The sequence below is a fragment of the Ottowia cancrivicina genome (assembly GCF_029813755.1).
Lineage (GTDB): Bacteria > Pseudomonadota > Gammaproteobacteria > Burkholderiales > Burkholderiaceae_C > Ottowia > Ottowia massiliensis.
Genome location: NZ_JARVII010000015.1, coordinates 36,884 through 58,882 on the forward strand (window position 1 = coordinate 36,884; position 21,999 = coordinate 58,882).

Annotated in this window: 17 protein-coding genes and 2 pseudogenes; 10 read left to right on the forward strand and 9 right to left on the reverse strand. The window is 68.2% G+C overall.

The genetic code is table 11. The features are described from left to right. Position 1: 1 nt before the first annotated feature. Positions 2-1,192, forward strand: a complete 1,191-nt coding sequence (locus QB898_RS08280; RefSeq protein ID WP_279524555.1) for a lipopolysaccharide assembly protein LapB — start codon at positions 2-4, stop codon at positions 1,190-1,192. 128 nt (positions 1,193-1,320) lie between these two features. Next, positions 1,321-2,325, forward strand: coding sequence for a recombination-associated protein RdgC (locus QB898_RS08285; protein ID WP_279524556.1), 1,005 nt, complete (start codon positions 1,321-1,323; stop codon positions 2,323-2,325). A gap of 174 nt (positions 2,326-2,499) precedes the next feature. On the opposite strand, the pseudogene QB898_RS08290 reads toward QB898_RS08285, so the two are convergent. Next, positions 2,500-2,754: pseudogene (locus tag QB898_RS08290) on the reverse strand (hypothetical protein); the annotation flags it as partial. On the opposite strand from QB898_RS08290, the gene QB898_RS13435 reads away from it, so the two are divergent. The 3 genes and pseudogenes from QB898_RS13435 to nagZ all read left to right on the forward strand — a co-directional run bounded on the left by QB898_RS13435 (position 2,735) and on the right by nagZ (position 4,877). Further along, positions 2,735-2,992, forward strand: coding sequence for a hypothetical protein (locus tag QB898_RS13435; RefSeq protein ID WP_428982775.1), 258 nt, complete (start codon positions 2,735-2,737; stop codon positions 2,990-2,992). The pseudogene QB898_RS08290 and the gene QB898_RS13435 overlap by 20 nt on opposite strands. Then, positions 2,932-3,699 (forward strand): annotated as a pseudogene (locus tag QB898_RS08295) (5-methyltetrahydropteroyltriglutamate--homocysteine S-methyltransferase); the annotation flags it as partial. The gene QB898_RS13435 and the pseudogene QB898_RS08295, both read left to right, overlap by 61 nt. Positions 3,700-3,803: 104 nt before the next feature. After that, the gene (nagZ, locus tag QB898_RS08300; protein WP_279524557.1) at positions 3,804-4,877 is read left to right on the forward strand and encodes a beta-N-acetylhexosaminidase; all 1,074 of its coding nucleotides are present in this window, start codon (positions 3,804-3,806) and stop codon (positions 4,875-4,877) included. 204 nt (positions 4,878-5,081) lie between these two features. On the opposite strand, the gene smc is transcribed toward nagZ, so the two are convergent. The 3 genes from smc to QB898_RS08315 form a co-directional block, all read right to left on the reverse strand. Continuing rightward, positions 5,082-8,603 carry a chromosome segregation protein SMC gene (gene smc / locus QB898_RS08305; RefSeq protein WP_279524558.1) on the reverse strand — a complete coding sequence of 1,174 codons (3,522 nt, stop codon included), beginning with the start codon at positions 8,601-8,603 and terminating at the stop codon, positions 5,082-5,084. Positions 8,604-8,735: 132 nt separating this feature from the next. After that, complete coding sequence (locus tag QB898_RS08310) at positions 8,736-9,338, reverse strand: class I SAM-dependent methyltransferase (RefSeq protein WP_279524559.1); 603 nt, start codon at positions 9,336-9,338, stop codon at positions 8,736-8,738. A gap of 224 nt (positions 9,339-9,562) precedes the next feature. Continuing rightward, the gene (locus QB898_RS08315) at positions 9,563-10,261 is read right to left on the reverse strand and encodes an ABC transporter ATP-binding protein (protein ID WP_279524560.1); all 699 of its coding nucleotides are present in this window, start codon (positions 10,259-10,261) and stop codon (positions 9,563-9,565) included. Here QB898_RS08315 and QB898_RS08320 point away from each other — a divergent pair. Next, positions 10,260-10,943, forward strand: coding sequence for an arylesterase (locus tag QB898_RS08320; RefSeq protein ID WP_279524561.1), 684 nt, complete (start codon positions 10,260-10,262; stop codon positions 10,941-10,943). The two genes, QB898_RS08315 and QB898_RS08320, sit on opposite strands and share 2 nt — an antisense overlap. A gap of 130 nt (positions 10,944-11,073) precedes the next feature. Here QB898_RS08320 and QB898_RS08325 read toward each other — a convergent pair whose 3' ends face one another. Continuing rightward, positions 11,074-11,439, reverse strand: a complete 366-nt coding sequence (locus QB898_RS08325) for a hypothetical protein (protein WP_279524562.1) — start codon at positions 11,437-11,439, stop codon at positions 11,074-11,076. A gap of 53 nt (positions 11,440-11,492) precedes the next feature. Here QB898_RS08325 and QB898_RS08330 point away from each other — a divergent pair, with 53 nt between their 5' ends. Together QB898_RS08330 and sstT are read left to right on the forward strand one after the other, a co-directional pair. Then, complete coding sequence (locus QB898_RS08330; protein WP_050714875.1) at positions 11,493-12,425, forward strand: 1,4-dihydroxy-2-naphthoate polyprenyltransferase; 933 nt, start codon at positions 11,493-11,495, stop codon at positions 12,423-12,425. Between the two features lie 430 nt (positions 12,426-12,855). After that, a complete protein-coding gene (sstT, locus tag QB898_RS08335; protein ID WP_279524563.1) occupies positions 12,856-14,121 on the forward strand; it encodes a serine/threonine transporter SstT in 1,266 nt (421 codons plus the stop codon). Positions 14,122-14,308: 187 nt separating this feature from the next. Here sstT and rsfS read toward each other — a convergent pair whose 3' ends face one another. The 4 genes from rsfS to QB898_RS08355 all read right to left on the reverse strand — a co-directional run bounded on the left by rsfS (position 14,309) and on the right by QB898_RS08355 (position 18,220). After that, on the reverse strand, positions 14,309-14,806 hold the full coding sequence (rsfS, locus tag QB898_RS08340) for a ribosome silencing factor (RefSeq protein ID WP_311464622.1): 498 nt from the start codon (positions 14,804-14,806) through the stop codon (positions 14,309-14,311). Next, entirely contained in the window at positions 14,803-15,468 is a 666-nt protein-coding gene (nadD, locus tag QB898_RS08345; protein ID WP_279524564.1) for a nicotinate (nicotinamide) nucleotide adenylyltransferase, read from the reverse strand. Before nadD ends, rsfS begins: the two co-directional genes overlap by 4 nt. Positions 15,469-15,590: 122 nt before the next feature. After that, the gene (gene hemF / locus QB898_RS08350; RefSeq protein WP_279524565.1) at positions 15,591-16,502 is read right to left on the reverse strand and encodes an oxygen-dependent coproporphyrinogen oxidase; all 912 of its coding nucleotides are present in this window, start codon (positions 16,500-16,502) and stop codon (positions 15,591-15,593) included. Between the two features lie 506 nt (positions 16,503-17,008). Continuing rightward, on the reverse strand, positions 17,009-18,220 hold the full coding sequence (locus QB898_RS08355; protein WP_279524566.1) for an aminotransferase-like domain-containing protein: 1,212 nt from the start codon (positions 18,218-18,220) through the stop codon (positions 17,009-17,011). Between the two features lie 626 nt (positions 18,221-18,846). Between QB898_RS08355 and QB898_RS08360 the strand changes: the two genes are divergently transcribed. Together QB898_RS08360 and QB898_RS08365 are read left to right on the forward strand one after the other, a co-directional pair. Then, positions 18,847-19,584: an ABC transporter ATP-binding protein gene (locus QB898_RS08360; protein WP_233199867.1), complete on the forward strand. Its 738-nt coding sequence runs from the start codon at positions 18,847-18,849 to the stop codon at positions 19,582-19,584. Between the two features lie 23 nt (positions 19,585-19,607). Further along, positions 19,608-21,998: an ABC transporter permease gene (locus QB898_RS08365; protein WP_279524567.1), complete on the forward strand. Its 2,391-nt coding sequence runs from the start codon at positions 19,608-19,610 to the stop codon at positions 21,996-21,998. Position 21,999: the final 1 nt, after the last annotated feature.

A 21,999-nucleotide genomic window follows, 5' to 3' on the forward strand; every position in this document is an offset into this window, starting at 1 on the left:
CATGGAATTCGATCTGAGCTGGGTTCTGCTGGGCTTTCCCTTCGTGTTTGCGCTGGGCTGGTGGGCCTCGCGCATTGACTGGCGGCAGTGGCGGCTGGAAAACAGCCAGGCGCCCCGGGCCTATTTCAAGGGCCTGAACTTTCTGCTCAACGAGCAGCAGGATCAGGCCATAGACGCCTTCATTGAAGCCGTGCAGAAAGACCCCGAAACCAGCGATCTGCACTTTGCGCTGGGCAGCCTCTTTCGCCGCCGGGGCGAATTTGACCGCGCCATTCGCGTGCACGAGCACCTGCTCTCGCGCGCCGATCTGCCCCGCGACGACCGCGAGCGCGCCCGCCACGAGCTGGCGCTGGACTTCATGAAAGCGGGCCTGTATGACCGCGCCGAAGCCGCCTGGGCCGAGCTGGAGCGCACTGCTTACGCGCAAGAGGCCGCGCTGGGCCAACTGGTCATTTGCGAGCGCTGGCATGACTGGCCGCGCGCTGCCGCGCTGGCGCAAAAGCTGCTGGCAGGCCAGGGCCAGATGCCGCTGACGCACGATCTGGCGCGCAACCTCGCCCACAACCTGGCCCATTACCTGTGCGAGCAAGCCGCCGCCGCGCAAGAGCCGGGCGAAAAACTCGCCCTGCTGGAGCAGGCGCAAGCGCGCGCGCCCGACGCCGCCCGCCCCCGCGTGGAACGCGCCCGCCTGCTGGCCGCCCAGGGCCAGCCGCAAGCCGCGCTGCAAGCGCTGGCCGAGCTGCCCGCGCACGCCCCGCAAGCGCTGCCGCTGGTGGCCTGCGAGATGGTGGCGCTGGCCGCGCAGTGCCAGGCGCTGCCGCAAACCCGCGCCCTGCTGGAGCAAAGCTACGCGCAAGCGCCCGCGCTGGATGTGGCCGAAGCCCTGGCGCAAGCCTGCCGCGCCAGCGATACCGGCGACGCCAGCCAGCAGCAGGCGCGCCAGATTTACGTGCGCCATCTGGAGCAAACTCCCTCGCTCAACGCCGCCGCCCGCTGGCTGGCGGGCGCGCCCATCGCCCCGCCCGAAACGCACGCCGCCGTGCAGCGCGCCGTGGAGCGCGCCGCCCGGCCGCTGGCCTGCTACCGCTGCGCGGCCTGCGGCTTTACCGCCAAAACCCACTTCTGGCAATGCCCCGGCTGCCAGGCATGGGACACCATGCCCCCGCGCCGCGTGGAAGAGCTGGACAAATAGGCCGCCGCACCCCGCCATTTCCAGCCGCATTCCGCTATTTCCAGCCGCATTCCGCCCCGTCCCGCCGCGCGCCGCCCTGAAGCCGCCGCGCCTTTCTTCCCGTTCCCCCGCCTTTCGCAGACTTTTTCATGTTCAAGAACCTCATCCTCTACCGCATCCAGCCCGGCTGGCAGCCCGACGCCGCCCGGCTGGAGCAGGCGCTGGCCGCCGAGCCTTTTGCCGAATGCAGCGCCACCCAGCAAAAGTCCGCCGGCTGGCTGCCCCCGCGCGGCCACGCGCACGGCGCGCTGCTGGAAACCGTGGACGGCCAGTGGCTCATGCGCTTTGCCATCGAAACCAAATCCGTGCCTTCGGACGCCATCCGCCGCAAAGTGGAAGAAGAAGCCGCCCGCATCGAAGCCGCGCAAGGCCGCAAGCCCGGCAAAAAAGAGCTGCGCGACATGAAAGACGACGCCCTGCTGGCCCTGCTGCCGCAAGCCTTCGCCCGCCGCGCTGCCTGCTGGGTGTGGATCGACCCGCAGGCGCGCCTGCTTGCCATTGACGCAGGCAGCCAGGGCCGGGCCGACGAAATCACCACCAGCCTCATGCGCACAGCTGGCGGCGGCCCGGGCGCGCTGGCACTGGCGCTGCTGCAAACGCGCACGGCCCCGCAGGCGGCCATGGCCGCGTGGCTGGCCAGCGAAGATGGCGCTGCGCTACACCCCGAATTCAGCATCGAGCGCGAATGCGAACTCAAAGGCAGCGGCGAAGAGCCGGCCGTCGTGCGCTTTGCCCGCCACCCGCTGGAAACGCCCGAAGTGCGCCAGCACATTCAGGAAGGCAAGCTGCCCACCCGCCTGGCGCTGGGCTGGGCCGGCCGCATGAGCTTTGTGCTCACGCAAGCGCTGCAACTGAAAAAACTGCGCTACGCCGACGGCCTGTTCGACAAAGACGGCCAGAGCGACAACCGCGACGAGCGCTTTGACGCCGACGCGGCCCTGGCCACGGGCGAACTCTCGCGCCTCATCCCCGATTTGATCGAGGCGCTGGGCGGCGAAATGAACGAAATGAGCGAACCCGGCAGCGCCGCGCCTGCCGCCACGCCCGCCGTCGCTGCCGTCCAGGCTGGCGAAGACGCGGGGCCGCCATTTTGAAAACCTGCCTGTCATCTGCCATGCGCATGGCCATGAACAGGCAGAGTTGAAAACACGCCTTTTTTGCTTTTTTATCCATAGCGTGATGTCCTAGTGAAAAGGGCGCAAAGCGGCATTCAGGCCCCCTTTGATTCGCTCCTTTTTTTGATGCATCCAGTCAGGCGCCCTCCCTTCTCATGAAGCGGACGGGCAGGCGGGTTCATTGGCCCCGCCCGGCTCGTCCGCTGACTGGAACATGCTGCGCGCCAGTTCGATGAAGCCGCGCAGGCTGGCGGCGGCCTGATCGCCTTGCAAGTCGTCCGTCCGTGCGCCCAGGTGAATTTGCTTGGCGATGCCGCGCGCGCCCAGACGCACCGTGGCCAGGGGCAGCTGGCGGGCGTAGTCCTGCGCCAGCCAGCGCGGCAGGGCCGTGACGCCACGGCCGCTGGCCGAGCGCCTGGGCGAGCGCCTGTGGCTGGCGCCTTCGTGCCCGCTGCTGCACGTGCCGGTGGACCTGGCGCAGGGAGATCGGCTGGACGCGGGCATTCGCGACTGGCTGGCCTTTGTCCTGCAAAAGCTGGACGAGCTGCAAGTGCTGGGCACGACTTTGCGCCAGGGGCGCGAGGCGGTTCGCGCTGCGTCAAGCCGCCCATCCTCTTTGGCGACATCCGCCGCCCGCATGCCATGACGCTGGAATGGGCCACGTGGGCGCAGTCGCTCACGCCGCGCCCCGTCAAGGGCATGCTCACCGGCCCCGTCACTCTGCTCAACTGGTCTTTCGTGCGCGACGACCAGCCGCGCCCGCTCACCTGCCAGCAGCTGGCGCTGGCCATCCGCGAAGAAGTGCTGGATCTGGAAAAGGCGGACATTGGCGTCATCCAGATTGACGAGCCGGCCCTGCGCGAGGGCCTGCCCCTGCGCCGCCAGCAGTGGCCGGCGTATCTGGACTGGGCCATTGCATGCTTTCGCCTGGCCGCCAACGGCGTGCGCGACGAAACGCAAATCCACACCCACATGTGCTATTCGGAGTTCAACGACATCATCAGCGCCATCGCGCAGATGGACGCCGACGTCATCACCATCGAAGCCTCGCGCTCCGGCATGGAGCTGCTTGATGCCTTCGTGAACTTCCACTACCCCAACGACATCGGCCCTGGCGTGTATGACATCCACTCGCCCAACCTGCCCACGCAAGAGCAAATCGTGCAACGCCTGCGCCAAATCGCCCGGCGCATCCCGAAAGAGCGCCTGTGGGTCAATCCGGACTGCGGCCTGAAAACCCGCCAATGGCCCGAAGCCACGGGCGCGCTGGCCCGCATGGTGGCGGCGGCGCGGCAGCTGCGGCAGGAGACGGCGCAAAAGACGGCGCAAAAGACGGCGCAAGAAGAGGCGTGACGGCGGCGGACGGCAGGGCGCGGCCTTGGGCCGGATGAAGGCCGGATGAAGGCCGGATGGGGTTCTGATTCAATCGCGGCTTCGTTTTTTCACCCGCACGGCTCATGCCCCACGCTCCGCTCATCATCGACATCGCAGGCGCCGCCCTCACGGCGGAAGACCGCCGCCGCATCGCCCATCCGCTGACGGGCGGCGTCATTTTGTTCACGCGCAACTGGCAAAGCCGCCAGCAGATTGCGGCGCTGACGGCGGCCATCCGCGCCATCCGGCCTGATGCGCTCATTGCCATCGACCACGAAGGCGGCCGCGTGCAGCGCTTTCGCGAAGGGGGCTTCACGCCGCTGCCGCCCATGCGCGCCCTGGGCCGCCTGTGGGAGGAAGACGCCCTGCAGGCGCTGGCCGCCGCCACTGCCTGCGGCTACGTGCTCGCCGCCGAGCTGCGCGCCTGCGGCATTGATCTTTCGTTCACCCCCGTGCTCGATCTGGACTGGGGCCGCAGCGCCGTGATTGGCGACCGCGCCCTGCACCCGCAGCCGCAAGCGGCGGCCCAGCTGGCCAAAAGCCTGCTGCACGGCCTGCTGCTGGCGGGCATGAAAGGCTGCGGCAAGCACTTTCCCGGCCACGGCTACACGCAGGCCGATTCGCACACGCACCTGCCGCAAGACGGGCGGCCGCTGGCCGAGCTGCTTCAGGCCGATGCCGCGCCCTACGGCTGGCTGGGCCTGGCGCTGCCCGCCGTCATGCCCGCGCACGTCATCTACCCGCAAGTGGACGAGCGCCCCGCCGGTTTTTCGCCTTACTGGCTGCAAGACGTGCTGCGCGGCCTGCTGGGTTTTGACGGCGCTATCGTCAGCGACGATTTGGGCATGGCCGCTGCGCGCCAGATGCAGGGCCGCCAGCTCACCCACGCCGAAGCCGCCTGCGCGGCGCTGAACGCGGGGTGCGACCTGGCGCTGCTGTGCAACCAGTGTCTCGACGGCGGCGCGGCGCTGGATGCCGCGCTGGAGGGGCTGCAAGCCGCCCGGGGCGTGCACTGGCAGCCCCGCGCCGCCAGCGAGGCCCGCCGCCGCGCGCTGCTGCCTGCTTTTGACGCGCCAGACTGGGCCGCCCTCATGGCCCAGCCCGCCTACCAGCAGGCGCTGTCGCTCGTTGAAAAACTCGCCGCGCGCCGGGGCTGAAAAGCGGTTCAGAGCGCGCTGCCCACGGCCTTCTCGGCAGAGCGCCCGGCAGCCAGCCGGATGGCATCAAAAACAGGAGCGGATTCAGGAGGCCTCAAAACGGCTTCTGCGCTTTTTCCACTAGGACGTCATGCTATGAATGAAGGAGCGAAAACAGGCTTTCCGCAGCTTGTTCCCGCCGCCCGTTTTGCCTGAGGCTGCAGCCTACTGCGCCATGCGGATGGCGCTTTCCATGTCCACGGCGACGATGCGCGAGACGCCTTGCTCCTGCATGGTCACGCCGATGAGCTGCTCGGCCATTTCCATCGCAATCTTGTTGTGGCTGATGAAAAGAAACTGCGTGCCCTGGCCGCTCATGGCCGTGACCAGACGCGCGTAGCGCTCGGTGTTGGCGTCGTCCAGCGGGGCGTCCACTTCGTCGAGCAGGCAAAAGGGCGCGGGGTTGAGCTGGAAGATGGCAAAGACCAGGGCAATGGCCGTCAGCGCCTTTTCGCCGCCGGAGAGCAGGTGAATGGTCTGGTTTTTCTTGCCCGGCGGCTGGGCCATGACTTGCACGCCCGCGTCCAGGATTTCGTCGCCGGTCATCACCAGGCGCGCCTGGCCGCCGCCGAACAGTTCGGGAAACATGCGGCCAAAGTGCTCATTGACGGTGTGGAAGGTGTGGCCCAGCAGCTCGCGCGTTTCCTGGTCAATCTTGCGGATGGCGTCTTCCAGCGTGTTCATGGCCTCGGTGAGGTCATGGCTTTGCGCGTCGAGAAACTGCTTGCGCTCGCGGGCGGCGGCCAGCTCTTGCAGGGCGGCCAGATTGACGGCGCCCAGCGCCGCAATGCTGCGGTGCAGGCGGTCGATTTCGCCTTGCAGGCCGTGCAGGCGCACGCCGCTTTCTTCGATGGACTGGGCCACGGCGGCCAGGTCGGCGCCTGCGTCGGCCAGCAGCTGGGTGTATTGCTCGGCGCCCAGGCGCGCGGCCTGCTCCTTGAGTTGCAGCTCGGTGATGCGCTGGCGCAGCGGCTCCAGCTCGCGCTCGAGCTGCATGCGGCGCTCGTCGCTGGCGCGCAGGCGCTGGGTGAGGTCGTCATAGCGGCTGCGCTGGGCGGCCAGGGCCTGCTCGCGTTCGAGCTTGGTCGCCAGGGCCTGTTGCAGGCCGCCCTGGGCGGCAGATTCGTTCAGGCGGGCCAGTTCTTCTTCGGCGCGGGCCGCTTCGCCTTGCAGGCTGGCGGTTTGCGCGGCGGCGGTGTCGATGGCGCGGGCCAGTTCGGCGCGGCGCGCTTGCAGGCTGCGGCGGGCGAACTGGGCTTCTTGCGCCTGGCGCTCCAGGCCGCGCTGCTGCTCGCGGGCGGCTTGCAGCTGGCGGTCGGCCTGCATCACGCGGCTTTCAAGCTGGGCGTGGCGCTCTTGCTGGTCGGCCAGCTGCATGTCCAGCTCTTCAAAGCGGGCTTCGGCGCTGGCCTGGCGCTCTTGCAGCTCATCGAGCGCGGCGCGGGTTTCGGCCAGGTCGGCGTCCAGCTGGCGGCTGCGCGCTTGCGCCTGGTCGGCCAGCTGGGTCAGGCGCAGGTTTTGCACTTGCAGCTCGTGCGCGCGGTTTTGCGCTTCGGCGCGCTCGCGCTGGGCGGCGTCCAGGCGCTGGGCGGCGTCGGCGCAGGCGGCTTCGGCCTTGTGCAGGGCGGCCTGGGTTTCTTCGGCAATGAGGGTTTGGGCGCGCAGCTGCTTTTGCAGGTTTTCGATTTCTTGCGCGCGGGCCAGCAGGCCGGCCTGTTCCGAGTCGGGCGCGTAAAAGCTCACGCCGTGCGCGGTGACGCTGTGGCCGCCGGGCACATAGACCGTCTGGCCGGGCGCGAGCTGCGCGCGCAGGGCCAGGGCTTCGGGCAGGGCGCTGGCGCAAAAGCAGCCGGCCAGCCAGTGGGCGAGCAGGGCGTGCAAGGCTGCGTCGTGCAGGCGCAGGCGGCTGGCCAGGGGCTGAAGGCCCGCCGCCTGCCCGGCAGGGCCTGCCGCCGATGGCGTGGGCAGCGCGTAGAAGGCCAGGCGCGCGGGCGGGGCGTCTGGCGCGAAGGCGGCGGCTTGCTCCAGGCGGCTGATTTCCAGCGCGCCCAGGCGCTCGCGCAGGGCGGCTTCGAGCGCGCTTTCCCAGCCCGGCTCGGCTTGCAGGCGGCTCCACAGGCCCGGCAGGGCGTGCAGGCCATGTTTTTGCAGCCAGGGCTGGAGCTTGCCGCCGGTTTTCACCTTTTCCTGCAAGGCCTGCAGGGCGCCGAGGCTGGCGGCCAGTTCGGTCTGGCGGGCGGCTTCGGCGCCAGCGGCCTGCTGGCGCGCGCGGCGCTCTTCTTCCAGCGCGGGGGCCTGTTCTTGCAGCGCTTGCAGGCGGGCTTGCAGCGCCTGGGCGGCGGCGGCGGCTTGCGCCAGTTTGGCTTGCAGGGCCGCCAGGCGCTGGGCGTCGGGCGCGGCCAGGGCGCGGCGCTCGGCTTGCAGGCGCTCGTGGCGCTGCTGCTGCTGGCGGGTTTGCTCGGCCAGGCCGCGCTGCTCGGCGGCCAGCACCTGGATTTGCTGCTGCACCTGCGCCACGGCGGCGGCCTGCTGGCTGGCGGCGGCCTGTGCGGCGCGGTGGGCGTCTTCCAGGCCGGGCAGGGCGTGCTGCTGCTCTTCGAGCTGCGCGGCAAGGCATTCGGCCTGTTCTTCGGCCTGCGCGTCTTGCTCTGCCAGCTCTTCGGTTTGCGCCTGGGCCTCGGCCTGGCGGCCCGCCCATTCGGCGGCCTGCTCTTTCAGCTGCGCCAGGCGCTGGGCGGCGCGCTCGCGGTTTTCCAGCACGAAGCGGATTTCGGCTTCCAGCTTGCCCACTTCGGCGCTGGCCTCATACAGCAGGCCCTGGGCCTGATTGACTTCGCTGCCCGCTTCGTAGTGGGCCTGGCGCACGGCTTCCAGATCGGCCTCCACGCGGCGCAAGTCGGCGCTGCGCGATTCCAGATCGTTGCGGGCCTGATCGGTGTCGGCCTTCAGGTGGCTTTGCCCCTGCTCGGCCTCGCTGCGCTTGAGAAACCACTGCTGGTGCTGGCGCAAGGTGGCGGCCTCTTGCAGCTCGTTGTATTGGCGTGCGACTTCGGCCTGCTGCTCCAGCTTTTCAAGGTTGGCGTTCAGCTCGCGCAGGATGTCTTGCACGCGGGTGAGGTTCTCGCGCGTGTCTTCCAGGCGGCCCTGGGTTTCGCGGCGGCGTTCCTTGTATTTGCTCACGCCCGCCGCTTCTTCCAGAAACAGGCGCAGCTCTTCGGGGCGCGATTCGATGATGCGGCTGATGGTGCCCTGCCCGATGATGGCGTAGGCGCGCGGCCCCAGGCCCGTGCCGAGGAACACGTCTTGCACGTCGCGCCGCCGCACGGGCTGGTTGTTGATGAAGTAGCTGCTCGCGCCCTCGCGCGTGAGCACGCGGCGCACGGCGATTTCGGTGAACTGGCCCCACTGGCCGCCCGCGCGGTGGTCGCTGTTGTCAAACGTGAGTTCAACCGAGGAGCGGCTGGCCGCCTTGCGCGTGGTGGTGCCGTTGAAGATCACGTCCTGCATGGACTCGCCGCGCAGCTCGCTGGCCCGGGACTCGCCCAGCACCCAGCGCACCGCGTCCATGATGTTGGACTTGCCGCAGCCGTTCGGCCCCACCACGCCCACCAGCTGCCCGGGCAGCATGAACTGGGTGGGTTCGGCAAACGACTTGAAGCCCGAGAGCTTGATGGAATTCAGACGCACGGCGCAGGCGGAAAGTAAAGGCGCAAAAAAGCGGCGGATGATAGGCCGCCGCCATGCAGGCCAGCCGCGCCGCGCGCCCGAAGCGGCAGACCCCGGCACGTCGCTTCACTCAGCCAGGGCGGCGATGGACGCCTACCGGCAGGCTCTTCTGGCCCAGCGGAGTAGGTAGCGGTAGTAGAGGCCACGGCGGATCCGGACGCCTGGCAGCAGGTTGCGCGCGGTGGTGCGGATCTCAGTCAGGCAGGTGGTCGGTGGCGTCGTCAGGACCCCAGGGTCGGTTTCGTGATGGAGCGCTGAGCCGAGCCTGGCCCAGGGAAGTGCCAGCGCGGCAAAGGCCCAGTCCCAGGGGGTGCGTTCCTCCGCCAGCCCGACGACCAGGAGGTCGCCGTCCGGTGCCAGGAGGTCGCGCGCCTTGGTCAGGGAGTCAGCCAGGTCCATGTGGTGCAGCGACGCGACGAAGGTGATCAGGTCGTAGTGCTTCGTTCCCGGATCAAAGGCCGCGAAGCTGGAGGCGTTGAGCGTGACGTTGGGGATGCTGGCCAGACGGGCCTGTGCGCGGCAGAGCGCCGCGACGTCTGGCTCGATGCCGGTGAGGTGACCGGCGTACGGCGCGAGTCGCTGCAACAGCAGCCCGTCGCCGCACCCGACGTCCAGGATGCTCCGGCGGGGCCGCTCGGCGGCGATGCGCTGCAGCCACGGATGATAGGCGGTGTTGTGGTTCCAGTAGTCGCGCATGCGTCCATTCTCCACGTGGGAGGAGTACCGGCTAAGAAGCGGCCCGTGCTTTAGAAACAGGAGCTGATTTGAGGGGTTGAAAAGCAGCCTCTGCGCAGGTTCCACTAGGACGTCATGCTATTGATGAAGGAGCGAAAAAAGCTGGTTGCACGCCTTGCGAGCCGGGGCGCACGAAGCGTCTGGCGTGGAATGGGGCTGGCCCAGGCAGCGCCTGCTGGCATTGTTCATTCGCCCTCCGACACCCGTCCCGCTTCCACCACCAGCCGCCGCTCGCACAGCGCGGCCAGGGCGCGGTCGTGGGTGACGAGCACGAGCGTGGTGCCCAGCTCGCGGTTCATCTCCAGCATCAGCTGCATCACGCGCTCGCCGGTGGCGAAGTCCAGGCTGCCCGTCGGCTCATCGGCCAGCAAGGCGGCGGGGCGCATGACGAAGGCGCGCGCCAGCGCCACGCGCTGCTGCTCGCCGCCGGAAAGCAGCTTGGGGTAATGCCCCAGGCGCGCGGCCAGGCCCACGCGCGCCAGCATCTCGCCGGCCTGCTGGCGCGCGCGCGGCGCGCCGGCCAGCTCCAGCGGCAGCATCACGTTTTCCAGCGCCGTCATGCCGCCCACGAGCTGGAAGTTCTGGAACACGAAGCCCAGCCGCCGGGCGCGGATGGCGGCGCGCGCGTCTTCATCTACCGCAAACAAATCCTGCCCGGCAATGCGCACCGTGCCGCTGCTGGGCACGTCCAGCCCCGCAATCAGCGACAGCAGCGTGCTTTTGCCGGAGCCGGAAGCGCCGACGATGGCCGCCGTCTGCCGCTGCGCCAGCGCAAAGCTCACGTCACGCAAAATGGGCAGCTCGCCCGTGGCGTCGCGCACGGTTTTGCACAGGCGCTGCACCTCGATCAGGGGCGGCGCTTCATTCACTGGTTCTCCACTCATGTCCATTCGGGGCCTCAAACGCCGCAACTTTATCTGCCAGCTTGCCGCCGCACTCGCGCTGCCTGCCGGGGCGCGGGCGCAAACACAGGAGCAAACGCAAAGGCCCGCCATCCTCGTGGTGGGCGACTCGCTTTCAGCCGAATACGGCCTGCCGCGCGGCACGGGCTGGGTGGCGCTGCTGGAGCAAAAGCTCGCCGCTGAAAAGCAGGGCCAGCAAGGAGACTGGCGCGTGCTCAATGCCAGCATCTCGGGCGACACCACCGCTGGCGGCCGCGCGCGCCTGCCCGGCCTGCTCAAAAAGCATCAGCCCGCCATCGTCATCATCGAGCTGGGCGGCAACGACGCCCTGCGCGGCCTGCCGCTGGATGCCACCGAGGCCAACCTGCTGGCCATGACGCAGACGGCCCAAAAAACCGGCGCGCGCGTGCTGCTTGCCGGCATGCAGACCCCGCCCAACTACGGCGCGGACTACACCCGGCGCTTTGCCGGCATCTACCCCCGCATCGCCCGGCAGACGGGCGCCGCCCTCGCGCCCTTTTTGCTTGCCGGCGTGGCCGACCAGCCTGACGCCCTGGCGCACTTTCAGCCCGACCGCATCCACCCCAAGGCCGAGGCGCATCCGGCCATTCTGAACAACGTGTGGGAGCCGCTGCAAAAGCTGCTGCATGGCGGGCGTGAATAGCAGGCGTGAATAGCGGGCGGGGCGCGCCCCGCAATGCATTTTCATCGCTCACCGGGAGCGCATGGTTTTCATGTTTTCCGCTCCAAATGGCTCCGGGATGCTGCCGGATATTTGAAACGCCATCCGCAATTCAATGGCAATAAGGGCTGCGCCGTGAAAGGCGCATCGTGCCGCCATTTTCATGAAATCTGAGAAATAAGCGCTTTGCGTACCGGCGGATGAAAAGCACATTATGCATTTCATCCGGCCATTGCTCTTCTGGCAAAAATACAGGGCATTGGCGTTTTTCAGCCTGGCGCGGCGGATTTTGCAGGGCGAGGCGATTCATTTTCTTCAAGCCGAATATGCGCAAGACTGCCATTTGTTTTGCGGGCGGAGTGATGCGCCATTTCGGAAGCGGTTTTCCGCTTGCATATTCACCCATTTGCGCCAACGCGCATGCGCCCGGCCCGTTTTTGCGCTCTTTTTTCCGCTCTTGCCTGAAAGCGGGTCGCATCTTCGGGTTTCCAGCGCCCTTGAATCCTGTGGCGCAACGCTAGGATTGGCCGGATGAAGTCTTCCGCCGTCTCGTGGGTTGAAGTGGTCCGGCTGCGGACGCTGCCCGCAGCCATTGCGCCCGTTTTGCTTGGCACGGGCGTTGCCTTTGCGCTGGGCGCGGCCTCGTGGGCGCGCGCGCTGCTGGCGGCGGGCGTGGCGCTGGCCCTGCAAATTGGCTGCAACATCGCCAATGACTATTTCGACGGCCTGCGCGGCGTGGATGACGTGCGCTGCGGCCCGCCACGGCTGACGGCTTCGGGCGCCGTTGCGCCCGCTGCGGTGATGGCGCTGGCCCTGGCCAGCTTCGCCGTGGCCGTGGCGCTCGGGCTGGCGCTGCTGGCGCTGTGCGGGCAGTGGTGGATGCTGGGCCTGGGGGCGGCGGCCATTGCGGCGGCGTGGTTCTACACGGGCGGCCCGCGCCCTTACGGCTATCGCGGGCTGGGCGAGGTGTTCGTGTTTCTTTTTTTCGGGCTGATGGCCACTTGCGGCACCACGTACGTGCAGGCCGGGCGCGTGCCGCTGTGGGGCTGGGTGGCTGGCGCGGGCGTGGGGCTGATTGCCTGTGCGCTGCTGATGGTGAACAACCTGCGCGATATCCACACCGACCCCGTTCACGGCAAGATCACGCTGGCCGTGCGCCTGGGCGAGCGGCGCGCGCGGCAGGCGTTCATGATTTTGCTGATCGCCCCGTGCCTGCTGGGCTTGCTGGCCCTGGCGGGCGCTGGCGCGGAGGTGGCGCCTTTTTTTCCGCGCCCCGGCATGGCGCTGCTCATGGCGGCGCTGCTGGCGCTGTGGGGGCTGATGGTGCGGCGCGCGGGCCGGCCGGTGCTGCGCCTGGCCATTGGGCGCGATCTGGCGCCTTCGCTGCGCGATGCCGGTCTGTACGAGCTGCTCTACAGCCTGAGCCTGACGGGCGCGCTGGTGGCGCTGGTGGCGCTGGTTTGAGGCGGGCCGCCTGGAGCGCCGAAAGCTTCCTTGCGGCAGTGATGGCTGCGCCTGCCGCGCTGTTCTTTCCAGCCGGGGGAGCCGTGCGGATAGGGCAGGGCCTGCGGGCCGCCCCAGCCTGCTGGTGCGCATCAGAGTGGTTCGTAAAAAAAGGAGCGGATTCAGGGTGCCGAAAACCCGCTTTGCGCTGGTTCCACTAGGACGTATTGCTATGAATAGGGTAGCTAAATAAGCCGGTCTGTCCGGCCCGCCGTGTTCGCGCCCGCATTCCGCGCCCGCATTTCGCGCCCGCATTTCGCGCCCGCGCGGCGCACTCTGCCCGGGCGCGAGCTTGCAGGCGCGGTCTCCGGGGGCCAGGTGTGCAATCCGTCACAATCCACATGCAAGCGGCGCGCGTTTTGTGTCGCCATTTTTTTCAGGAGTTCAAGCAATGGAGAAACAAGGTTTCATCGCCCGGCTGGACCGGCTGGGGCTGGTGATGCAGATCGTCATTGGCCTGGCGGCGGGCGTTTTGGTGGGCGCTGTGGCGCACAACGCCCTGCCGGCCGATCCGGACGTGGCTGCGCCGCAGTTCGTGACCCTGGTGGGCGAGCTGGGCAAGCTGCTGGGCGGGCTGTTCGTGGGCGCGCTCAAGGCGGCGGCGCCGGTGATGGTGTTTGTGCTGGTGCTCTCGGCGGTGTCGCAGCACCGCAAGGGCAATCCGACCAACATCCGCCCCATTCTGGCGCTGTATCTGGTGGGCACGTTCGCGGCCGCGCTGGTGGCCGTGGCGGCCAGTTTCGCCTTTCCGTCCACGCTTTCGTTCAAGGGCGTGGAGGCGGCCCAGAAGGTGGCGCCCGGCGGCATTGCCGAGGTGCTGCGCAACCTGCTGATGAACCTGGTGGCCAACCCGGTGCAGGCGGTTTCTTCGGGCAACTACATCGGCATTCTGGGCTGGGCCGTGCTGCTGGGCATTTCGCTGCGCCATGCCGCAGACGGCACGCGGGCCATGCTGGCCGATCTGGCCGAGGCCGTCTCCAGCGTGGTGCGCTGGATCATCCGCTTCGCGCCGCTGGGCATCTTCGGGCTGGTGCTCACCACCATCGTGGTGGAAGGTTTCAAGGGCATTTACCAATACATCCACCTGCTGGCCGTGCTGCTGGGGGCGATGGCCGTGGTGGCGCTGGTGGTCAATCCGCTGCTGGTGTTTTCGCAAACGCGGCGCAACCCCTTCCCGCTGGTGTTCACCTGCCTGCGCGAAAGCGGCGTGACGGCTTTTTTCACCCGCAGCTCGGCGGCCAATATTCCGGTGAACATGGCGCTGTGCAAAAAGCTCGGCCTGCATGAAGACACATATTCCGTCTCCATTCCCCTGGGCGCGACCATCAACATGGCCGGCGCGGCCATCACCATCACGGTGCTGTCAATGGCGGCCGTGCACACGCTGGGCGGGCAGGTTGATTTCTGGACGGCGCTGGTGCTGAGCGTGGTGGCCTCGCTGGGCGCTTGCGGCGCTTCGGGCGTGGCTGGCGGCTCGCTGCTGCTGATTCCGATGGCGTGCAGCCTGTTCGCCATTGACAACGACACGGCCATGCAGGTGGTGGGCGTGGGTTTCATCATTGGCGTCATTCAGGATTCAGCCGAAACGGCGCTGAACTCTTCGACCGACGTGCTGTTTACCGCTGCCGTGGACGACGCGCACAAGTCGCCCCAATGAACGCGCCGTAACCTGCCATGAGCGCGCTGCGGCAAGCGGCCGCCCGTTTCTGACACGTTTCTGACGCCGATGGCCGCTCACGCGGCCATCTTTTTTGGGGCTGCGCGGGCGCGCCTCACGGCTTTTCGCGGCCCCGCGCCCGCCCGCAGCTTCAGGAAAGAGAAAGAAGCCGCAAGGGCCGCTGGCTCTACCCGGCCGCCGTTTTCTTTGCGGCGGGCTTGCGCGGCGCGGCCGCCTTGCGGGCGGCGGGCCGGGCGGGCGTTTCAGGCGGGGCGCTTGGCCCGGCGGCGGCCTTGGCGCGCGCGGCGGCGGCTTTTTCGGCGGCGGTCTTGAGGCGCACGGGCTTGCCGCCCCAGATTTCTTCCAGCTTGTAGTACTGCCGGAAGGCCGGCTGCATGATGTGGGCGACGGCGGGGCCGCAGTCCACGATGATCCATTCGCCGTTGTCTTCGCCTTCGGTCAGGGGCTTGCCCAGGCCGCTTTCGCGCACCTTGTCGCGCACGCTGGCGGCCAGCGCCTTGGTCTGGCGGTTGCTGGCGCCGCTGGCGATGATCACGCGCTCGAACAGCGGCGAGAGCGCTTCGGTGTTGAAAACGCGGATGTCCTGCGCCTTCACGTCTTCCAGCGCATCGACGATGGCGCGCTGGAGTTTCTGGATTTTTTTCTGGGCGGTGGTGTCGCTCATGAGCTTGCCGGGTGTGTGTAGAGATGGTGGCGGGCAATATACCGCGCCACTGAAGGCGGCACGCAGCCTTGCAGGGGCAGGCCCTGGGCGGCGAGCTGGCGCGCCTGCGTGGAGCTGTGGGGCATGGCCGGCAGGCGCAACACGTGGATGCGGGCGGCCGCCTGCAAGGCGGGCGGCAGGCCCGGCAGCGGGCAAAGCGGATCGAAAGGCGCATGCCCCTGGCCGTCCTGACCCGCGCGGATGGCAATGGAAAGCGCGGCCATTTCAAGAATGCGCGCCGCGTCTTTCCAGGTGTGAAAGGCGGCGGCCTGGTCGGCGCCGATTTGCAGATAGAGCGCCGCGCCCGGGTATTCGGCTTGCAGCGCGGCCAGCGTGTCGATGGTGTAGCTGGGGCCGTCGCGGCGCGTCTCGCGTCCGTCCACCACGCAGCGCGGCTCATGGGCGAAAGCCAGGCGGCACATGGCCAGCCGCTGCGCGGCGGGGGTGAGCGGGCGGCTTTTGTGCCAAGCCTGGCCGGTGGGAGTGACGTGCAGGCGGCTCAGGCCCAGCTGGCGCACGGCGGCGCGCGCCAGGGCCATGTGGGCGTAGTGCGGCGGATCGAACGCGCCGCCGAACAGGCCGATGCGCGGCGGGCCGGGGGGCCGGGGGGCGTTTCCGGGCACTTCAATTCGCTCCTTGTTCGATAGCGCAGGGTCTTCGCCAACAGGGCGCAAGATGCCTTTTCATGAGGCTGAATCCGCTCCGCTTTCAATAGCGTGACAAGCCAGGACGCGGCCCGCCTGGCTCAAACCCAGTCCCGTGGCTGAAGGTAGAAGTCCGTCAGCTTCGCTTCCGGCGTGCCCGGTTCGGGCTGGCGCTGCCAGGCCCAGCGCGCCAGCGGCGGCATCGACAGCAGGATGGACTCGGCGCGCCCGCCCGATTGCAGGCCGAAGTGCGTGCCCCGGTCCCACACCAGATTGAATTCCACGTAGCGCCCCCGGCGGTAGAGCTGGTGCTGGCGCTCGCGCTCGCCCCAGGGCATGCCCTGGCGGCGCTGCACGATGGGCAGGTAGGCGGGCAAAAAGGCGTCGCCCACGGCCTGCGTGAGCGCCAGGCCGCGCTCGAAGCCGCCTTCGGTGAAGTCGTCGTAGAAGATGCCGCCAATGCCGCGCTGCTCGTTGCGGTGGCGGTTGCAAAAGTATTCGTCGCACCACGCTTTGAAGCGCGGGTATTTGTCGGCGCCAAAGGGCGCCAGCGCGCTTTGGCAAGCGGTGTGAAAGTGCGTGCAGTCTTCGTCAAAGCCGTAGTGCGGCGTCAAGTCCATGCCGCCGCCAAACCAGCAGACCGCTTCGCCGCGCTGGGCCGGGCAGGCCGCAATCATGCGCACGTTCATGTGCACGATGGGCGCGTAGGGATTGAGCGGGTGAAAGACCAGCGAGACGCCCATGGCCTCGAACGGCGCGCCCGCCAGCTCCGGCCGGCGCTGCGTGGCCGAAGGCGGCAGGCCGGGGCCGCGCACATGCGAAAAGCCAATGCCCGCGCGCTCGAACACCGCGCCGCCCTCCATGATTTGCGTGACGCCCTCGCCTTGCAGCGCCTCGCCCGGCGCTTTGCGCCAAGGCTCGCGCGCAAAGCGCCCGCGCCCGTCCGCCTGCTCAATGGCGGCGGCGATGCGCGATTGCAGATCGAGAAGATAGGAGCGGAGGGTTTCGGTCATGGCTGTGGCGGCTGATGGCAGCCGGTGGCGGCAAAACGCCGTTTGTAAGGCCAGGCGCGCCAGGCCAGACGCGAAAGCGGGCAAAAGCAGCAGGCGCGAAGGGCTTTTGCCTGGCGGCCCCAAGACCGGTTCAAAGCCTGGCCTGGCCTGGCCGTGAAGGCGGCGGATCGGCATGGGCCACAAGGCGCCAACGGGCCTGTCAGCAGCAGCCCGGCGGAGACGGGCAAGGCCCGCAAGCGCGCAAGGCCCGCAAGCGCGCAAGGCCGCGCTTTTTTGGCTTGCACGGACGGAATCCCAGTCTCTGCCCGCAGCCTGCCGTGCAAGTGCAAGCCAGGAAAAGGGAAGGGGGGAAGGCGCTGGCAGCCTTTATTTCGCTCCTTTACCCATAGCATGATGTCCTAGTGGAATCTGCGCAAGGCGGCATTTTTAACCCTTCAAATCTGCTCCTGTTTCTGATGCCCTCCCAGCAGGCGGCGCCTGCGGCGCGGAAACGCTGGAACTGGCTCTCAGACCCGCAGCGCGCGCGCCAGGCGCGCCACGCCTTCGCGGATGTCGTCCTCGCCTGCCGTGGCAAAAGAAAGGCGCAGCGTGGCGGCCTCGGGCTGGGTGGCGAAAAAAGGCGCGCCGGGCACGAAGGCCACGCCCTGGGCAATGGCCTTGGGCGCGAGCGCCGCGCCATCGGCCAGCGCGCCGCCAGCGCCCGTCAGCCGCGCCCAGATGAACAGGCCGCCCTGGGGCGGGGTGAAGGCGATGGCCTGGCCCAGCTGCTCGTGCAGCGCCTGGCCCATGACGCGCGCGCGGCGGGCATAGACGCGGCGTGCGTTTTCCAGCGCCTGGCCCAGGTGTCCGGCGGCCAGGTAATTGGCGGCCACGGCCTGGGCGAAGGCGCTGGTGTTGGCGTCGCTGAACTGCTTGCACATCACGGCCTGGGCCAGCAGCGGCGCGGGCGCGGTCATCCAGCCCAGCCGCAGGCCGGGCGAGAGGATTTTGGAGAGGCTGCCGCAGTGAATGAGCCAGTCGCGGCTGCCCGGCACTTCGGACGTGAGAGCGAGCAGGCTGGGCGGCGGCGGCGCGTCAAACCACAGCTGGCCGTAGGGGTCGTCTTCGATGATCAGGGTCTGATGCCGCACCGCCAGCTCCAGCACGCGGCGGCGGCGCTCCAGCGTGAGCGTGGCCCCGCCGGGGTTGCCGAAAGTGGGAATGAGATAGACAAAGCGCGGGCGGTGCTCTTCAATGAGCCGCTCCAGTGCGCCCGGCTGCACGCCGTGGGCATCGGCCGGGGCGCTGATAACTTGCGCGCCGTAGAGGCGAAAGCACTGAATGGCGGCCAGAAAAGTGGGGCCTTCAACGATGACTTTGCAGCCCGGCTCGGCCAGTGTTTTGCCCACCAGGTCCAGCGCCTGCTGGCTGCCGGTGGTGACGATGAGCTGCTCTGCCCGCACACTGGCGCCGCGCGCCTGCATGAGCGCGGCCAGCTGCTCGCGCAGGGGCATGAAGCCTTCGGTCGCGCCGTATTGCAGCGCCTGCGCGGCCTGCTGCGCCAGCGCCTGGCGGGCGGCTTCTTCGATGTGCGCCACATCAAACAGGGCGCTGTCGGGAAAGCCGCCCGCAAAACTGATGATGCCGGGCCGACCCAGCAGCTTGAACACTTCGCGAATGGCGGAGGTTTCCACATGGCCCAAGCGCTGGGCGAAGGGGTAGGAGGGGGCTGGCTGCATGGATGAACCGCTTGGAGGAACAAAGGGAACAAAGAAAAGCCACCCGCCGGGGGGGTGGCTTGAAGTGGTGCCTGAGGCCGGAATCGAACCGGCACGCCTTGCGGCCAGGGATTTTCTTCCCGCTTCGGCTTTCGCCGCCGGCGGCTTTTCGCGCAGGAAAAGCCGCCGTTCGTGGGCTGGAGCACGCCTTCGCCCTGGCCTTGCGGCTTTAGGCGCCCGCCGTCTGCTCTCTACACCTTCCTGCGCTGGCAGGCTTGGCTCGGCGTTGGCCGGGCACGGGGCCGGGGGCGTTCGCCGAATTTGACGGGTTTCACTCCGGGCGTTTCCGCGCGGAGGCTCAAATTGTTTCAAGTCCCTTGTGTCTACCGATTTCACCACTCAGGCTTTTTTTCCGGAAATCCGCCGCGCAGCCGTCTGAAAGGGCGTTTTCCGCTCCTTCATTCATAGCACGATCTCGCGTGGATACGGCGAGGACGGGCCTTTTCATGGGCTTGAATCTGCTCTTGTTATCAAAGCAGGTTTCGCTGTTTCCACGGCGGCGGCGCGGGCTGGCTGGCCGCGCGCCGGGTTCCGGAAAGGGGCAGATTGTCGCAGAGGCGGCGAATGCCTTCCGCATAATCCGCCGCATGCGCACGCCTGAAATGCCTGAAGTTGCAGCCGCTGCGCCCGTTTTCCGGGCGCAAGGGCTGACCAAGACCTATCACATGGGCGATGTGCAGGTGCGCGCGCTGCGCGGGGTGGATCTGGCGCTGGAGCGCGGCGAGCTGGTGGTGGTGCTGGGGCCTTCGGGCAGCGGCAAGTCTACCTTGCTGAACATTCTGGGCGGGCTGGATGTGCCCAGCAGCGGGCAGGTGTTTTATGGCGGCGAGGATTTGAGCCGCGCTGATGACGCGGCGCTCACGCGCTTTCGGCGCGAGCACGTGGGCTTCGTGTTCCAGTTCTACAACCTGATTGCGAGCCTGACGGCGCGAGAGAACGTGGCGGTGGTCACGGAAATCGCCCGCCATCCGCTCGCGCCCGAAGAGGCGCTGGCGCTGGTGGGGCTGACGGCGCGGCTGGACCACTTTCCCGCGCAGCTTTCGGGCGGCGAGCAGCAGCGCGTGGCCATTGCGCGCGCCATTGCCAAGCGGCCTGCGGTGCTGCTGTGCGACGAGCCGACGGGCGCGCTGGATTCGGCCACGGGCGTGCGCGTGCTCCAGGCGCTGGAGCAGGTGAACGCCGAAATGGGCGCCACCACGGTCATCATCACCCACAACGCCGACATCGCCCGCATGGCCAGCCGCGTGCTGTGGATGCAAGACGGCCAGATCGTGCGCGAGCAGCGCAATGCCACTCGCCAGCAGGCGGCCAGCCTGCAATGGTGAGCCGCTGAAGGAAAAGGCCAGGCATGCCGGTATCCGCCCTGACCCGCAAGGCGCTGCGCGATTTGTGGCTGATGCGCGGGCAGGCGCTGGCCATTGCGCTGGTGATTGCGGCGGGCATTGCCATGCTGGTGATGTCGCAATCCACGCTGGACTCGCTGCGCACCACGCGCGACATGCTGTATGCCCAGCAGCGCTTTGCGCACGTGTGGGCGCACCTCAAGCGCGCGCCCAGCGCGGTGGAGCGGCAAATTGCCGATCTGCCCGGCGTGGCCGAAACGGAAACCCGCATCGTCTCGTTCGCCAAGATGGAAGTGCCCGGCTTTGCCGACCCCGTGCAGGCGCTCATGCAGTCGCTGCCTGACGACGGTCAGCCGCGCCTCAACCGCGTGCACCTGCGCACGGGCCGCATGCTGGCGCCGGGCGCGCAAGACGAAATCCTGATCAGCGACGCCTTCGCCAAGGCGCACCGGCTCAAGCCGGGCGACCGCCTGCGCCTGACGGTGCACGGGCGCACGCAGTGGTTCCGCCTGGCGGGCATTGCCGTGTCCGCCGAGCATCTGTACCAGATCAAGCACGGCGGCATGTTTCCCGACTACGAGCGCTACGCCATCGTCTGGGCGCCGCGCCGGGCGATGGAAGCGGCGATGGACATGAAAGGCGCGTTCAACCAGATCGTGATCCGCCTGGCGCACGCCGGCACGGCCAGCGCGCGCCTTCAGCAAGAGCAGCAAGTCATCCGCGCCACCGACCGCATCCTGCAACGCTACGGCGGCATCGGCGCCACGGGCCGCATGGAGCAGATGTCGTTTCGCTTCCTGCATGAAGAACTCAAGCAGCTGGCCACCAACGTGTGGCTGTTTCCGGCCATCTTCCTGGGCGTGGCGGCGTTTTTGCTCAATGTGGTGTTCAAGCGCCTCATCGGCATGCAGCGCGACCAGGTGGCCACGCTCAAGGCCTTTGGCTACGGCACCTGGCAGGTGGCGCTGCACTACGGGCAGATCGTCACTTTCATTTGCCTGATTGGCGTGGTCATCGGCACGCTGGCCGGCGCGTGGCTGGGCACACTTTTGGCGGGGCAGTACCAGAAGAATTTCCGCTTTCCCTATCTGGTGTTCAGCACGGATGCCCAGGTGGTGGCCATTGGCGCGGCCATCAGCCTGCTGGCCGCGCTGGCGGGCACGGGCCACGCCGTTTTCGCCGCCGCCAGCGAGCCGGTGGCGCAGGCCATGCGCCCGCCCGCGCCCGAAAGCTTTCGCCCCACGCTCATCGAGCGGCTGGGGCTGACGCGCTGGCTCTCGCAGCCCACGCGCATGATCCTGCGGCAGCTGGAGCGCCGTCCCTTCAAGGCGCTGATGACCGTCATTGGCCTGGCGCTGGCTGGCGGCATCGTCATGATGTCGGACTTCCAGATCGCCGCCATCAACCACCTGCTGGCCGTCGAATTCGGCCTGGCGCGGCATTACGACGTGGCCGCCTCCTTCACCGAAGCCGCGCCGCGCCGCGCCCTGCACGAGCTGCGCGCCCTGCCCGGCGTGCGCGCCGTGGAAGGCACGCGCATGGTTTCCGTGCGCATCGGGCATCTGAACCATCAAATGCTCACCGCCATCGAGGGCCTGCCTGAAAACGCCCGCATGCGCCGCCCTTTCAGCGCCAGCTTGCAGCACAAGCCAGCGCCTCCCACGGGCCTGATGCTGGGCACGTGGCTGGCCCGCCGCCTGGGCGTGCAGCCCGGCGACACCGTGTGGGTGGAAGTGATGGAAGGCCGCCAGCCGCGCCTGACCCTGCCCGTGACGCAGCTGCTGGATGAATCCCTGGGCATGAACGCCTACATGAGCCTGCCCGCCCTCAACCGCGCCCTGGGCGACGACGATCTGGCCAGCAGCGCCTTCCTGCTGGTGGACAAGGGCATGGAAACCAGCGTGCTGCGCGAGCTGGATCGCCGCCCGCTGGTCTCCAGCGCCGAATCACAGACCGCCTCGCTGCGCAACTACCGCAGCACCATCTCCACCTTCACCCGCATCTTCACCCTCATGGCCACCCTCATGGGCGCCATCATCAATTTCGGCGTGGTCTACAACTCGGCGCGCATGTCGCTGTCAGAGCGCACGCGCGAGCTGGCCAGCCTGCGCGTGCTGGGCTTCACGCGCGGCGAAGTCAGCTACATCCTGCTGGGCGAGCTGGCGCTTTTGGTGCTGCTGTCGCTGCCCGTGGCCGCCGCCGTGGGCTACGCCCTGTCGGCCTTCGTGGCGCATGGCATGAGCACGGAGCTGTTTCGCGTGCCCCTCATCGTGCGGCCTTCCACCTTCGCCTTTCCCTCGTTCGTGACCTGCGTGAGCGCCATCATCTCGGCCCTGGCCGTGAACTGGCGCGTGCGCCGCCTTGACCTGATCGAGGCGCTCAAAACCCGCGAATAAA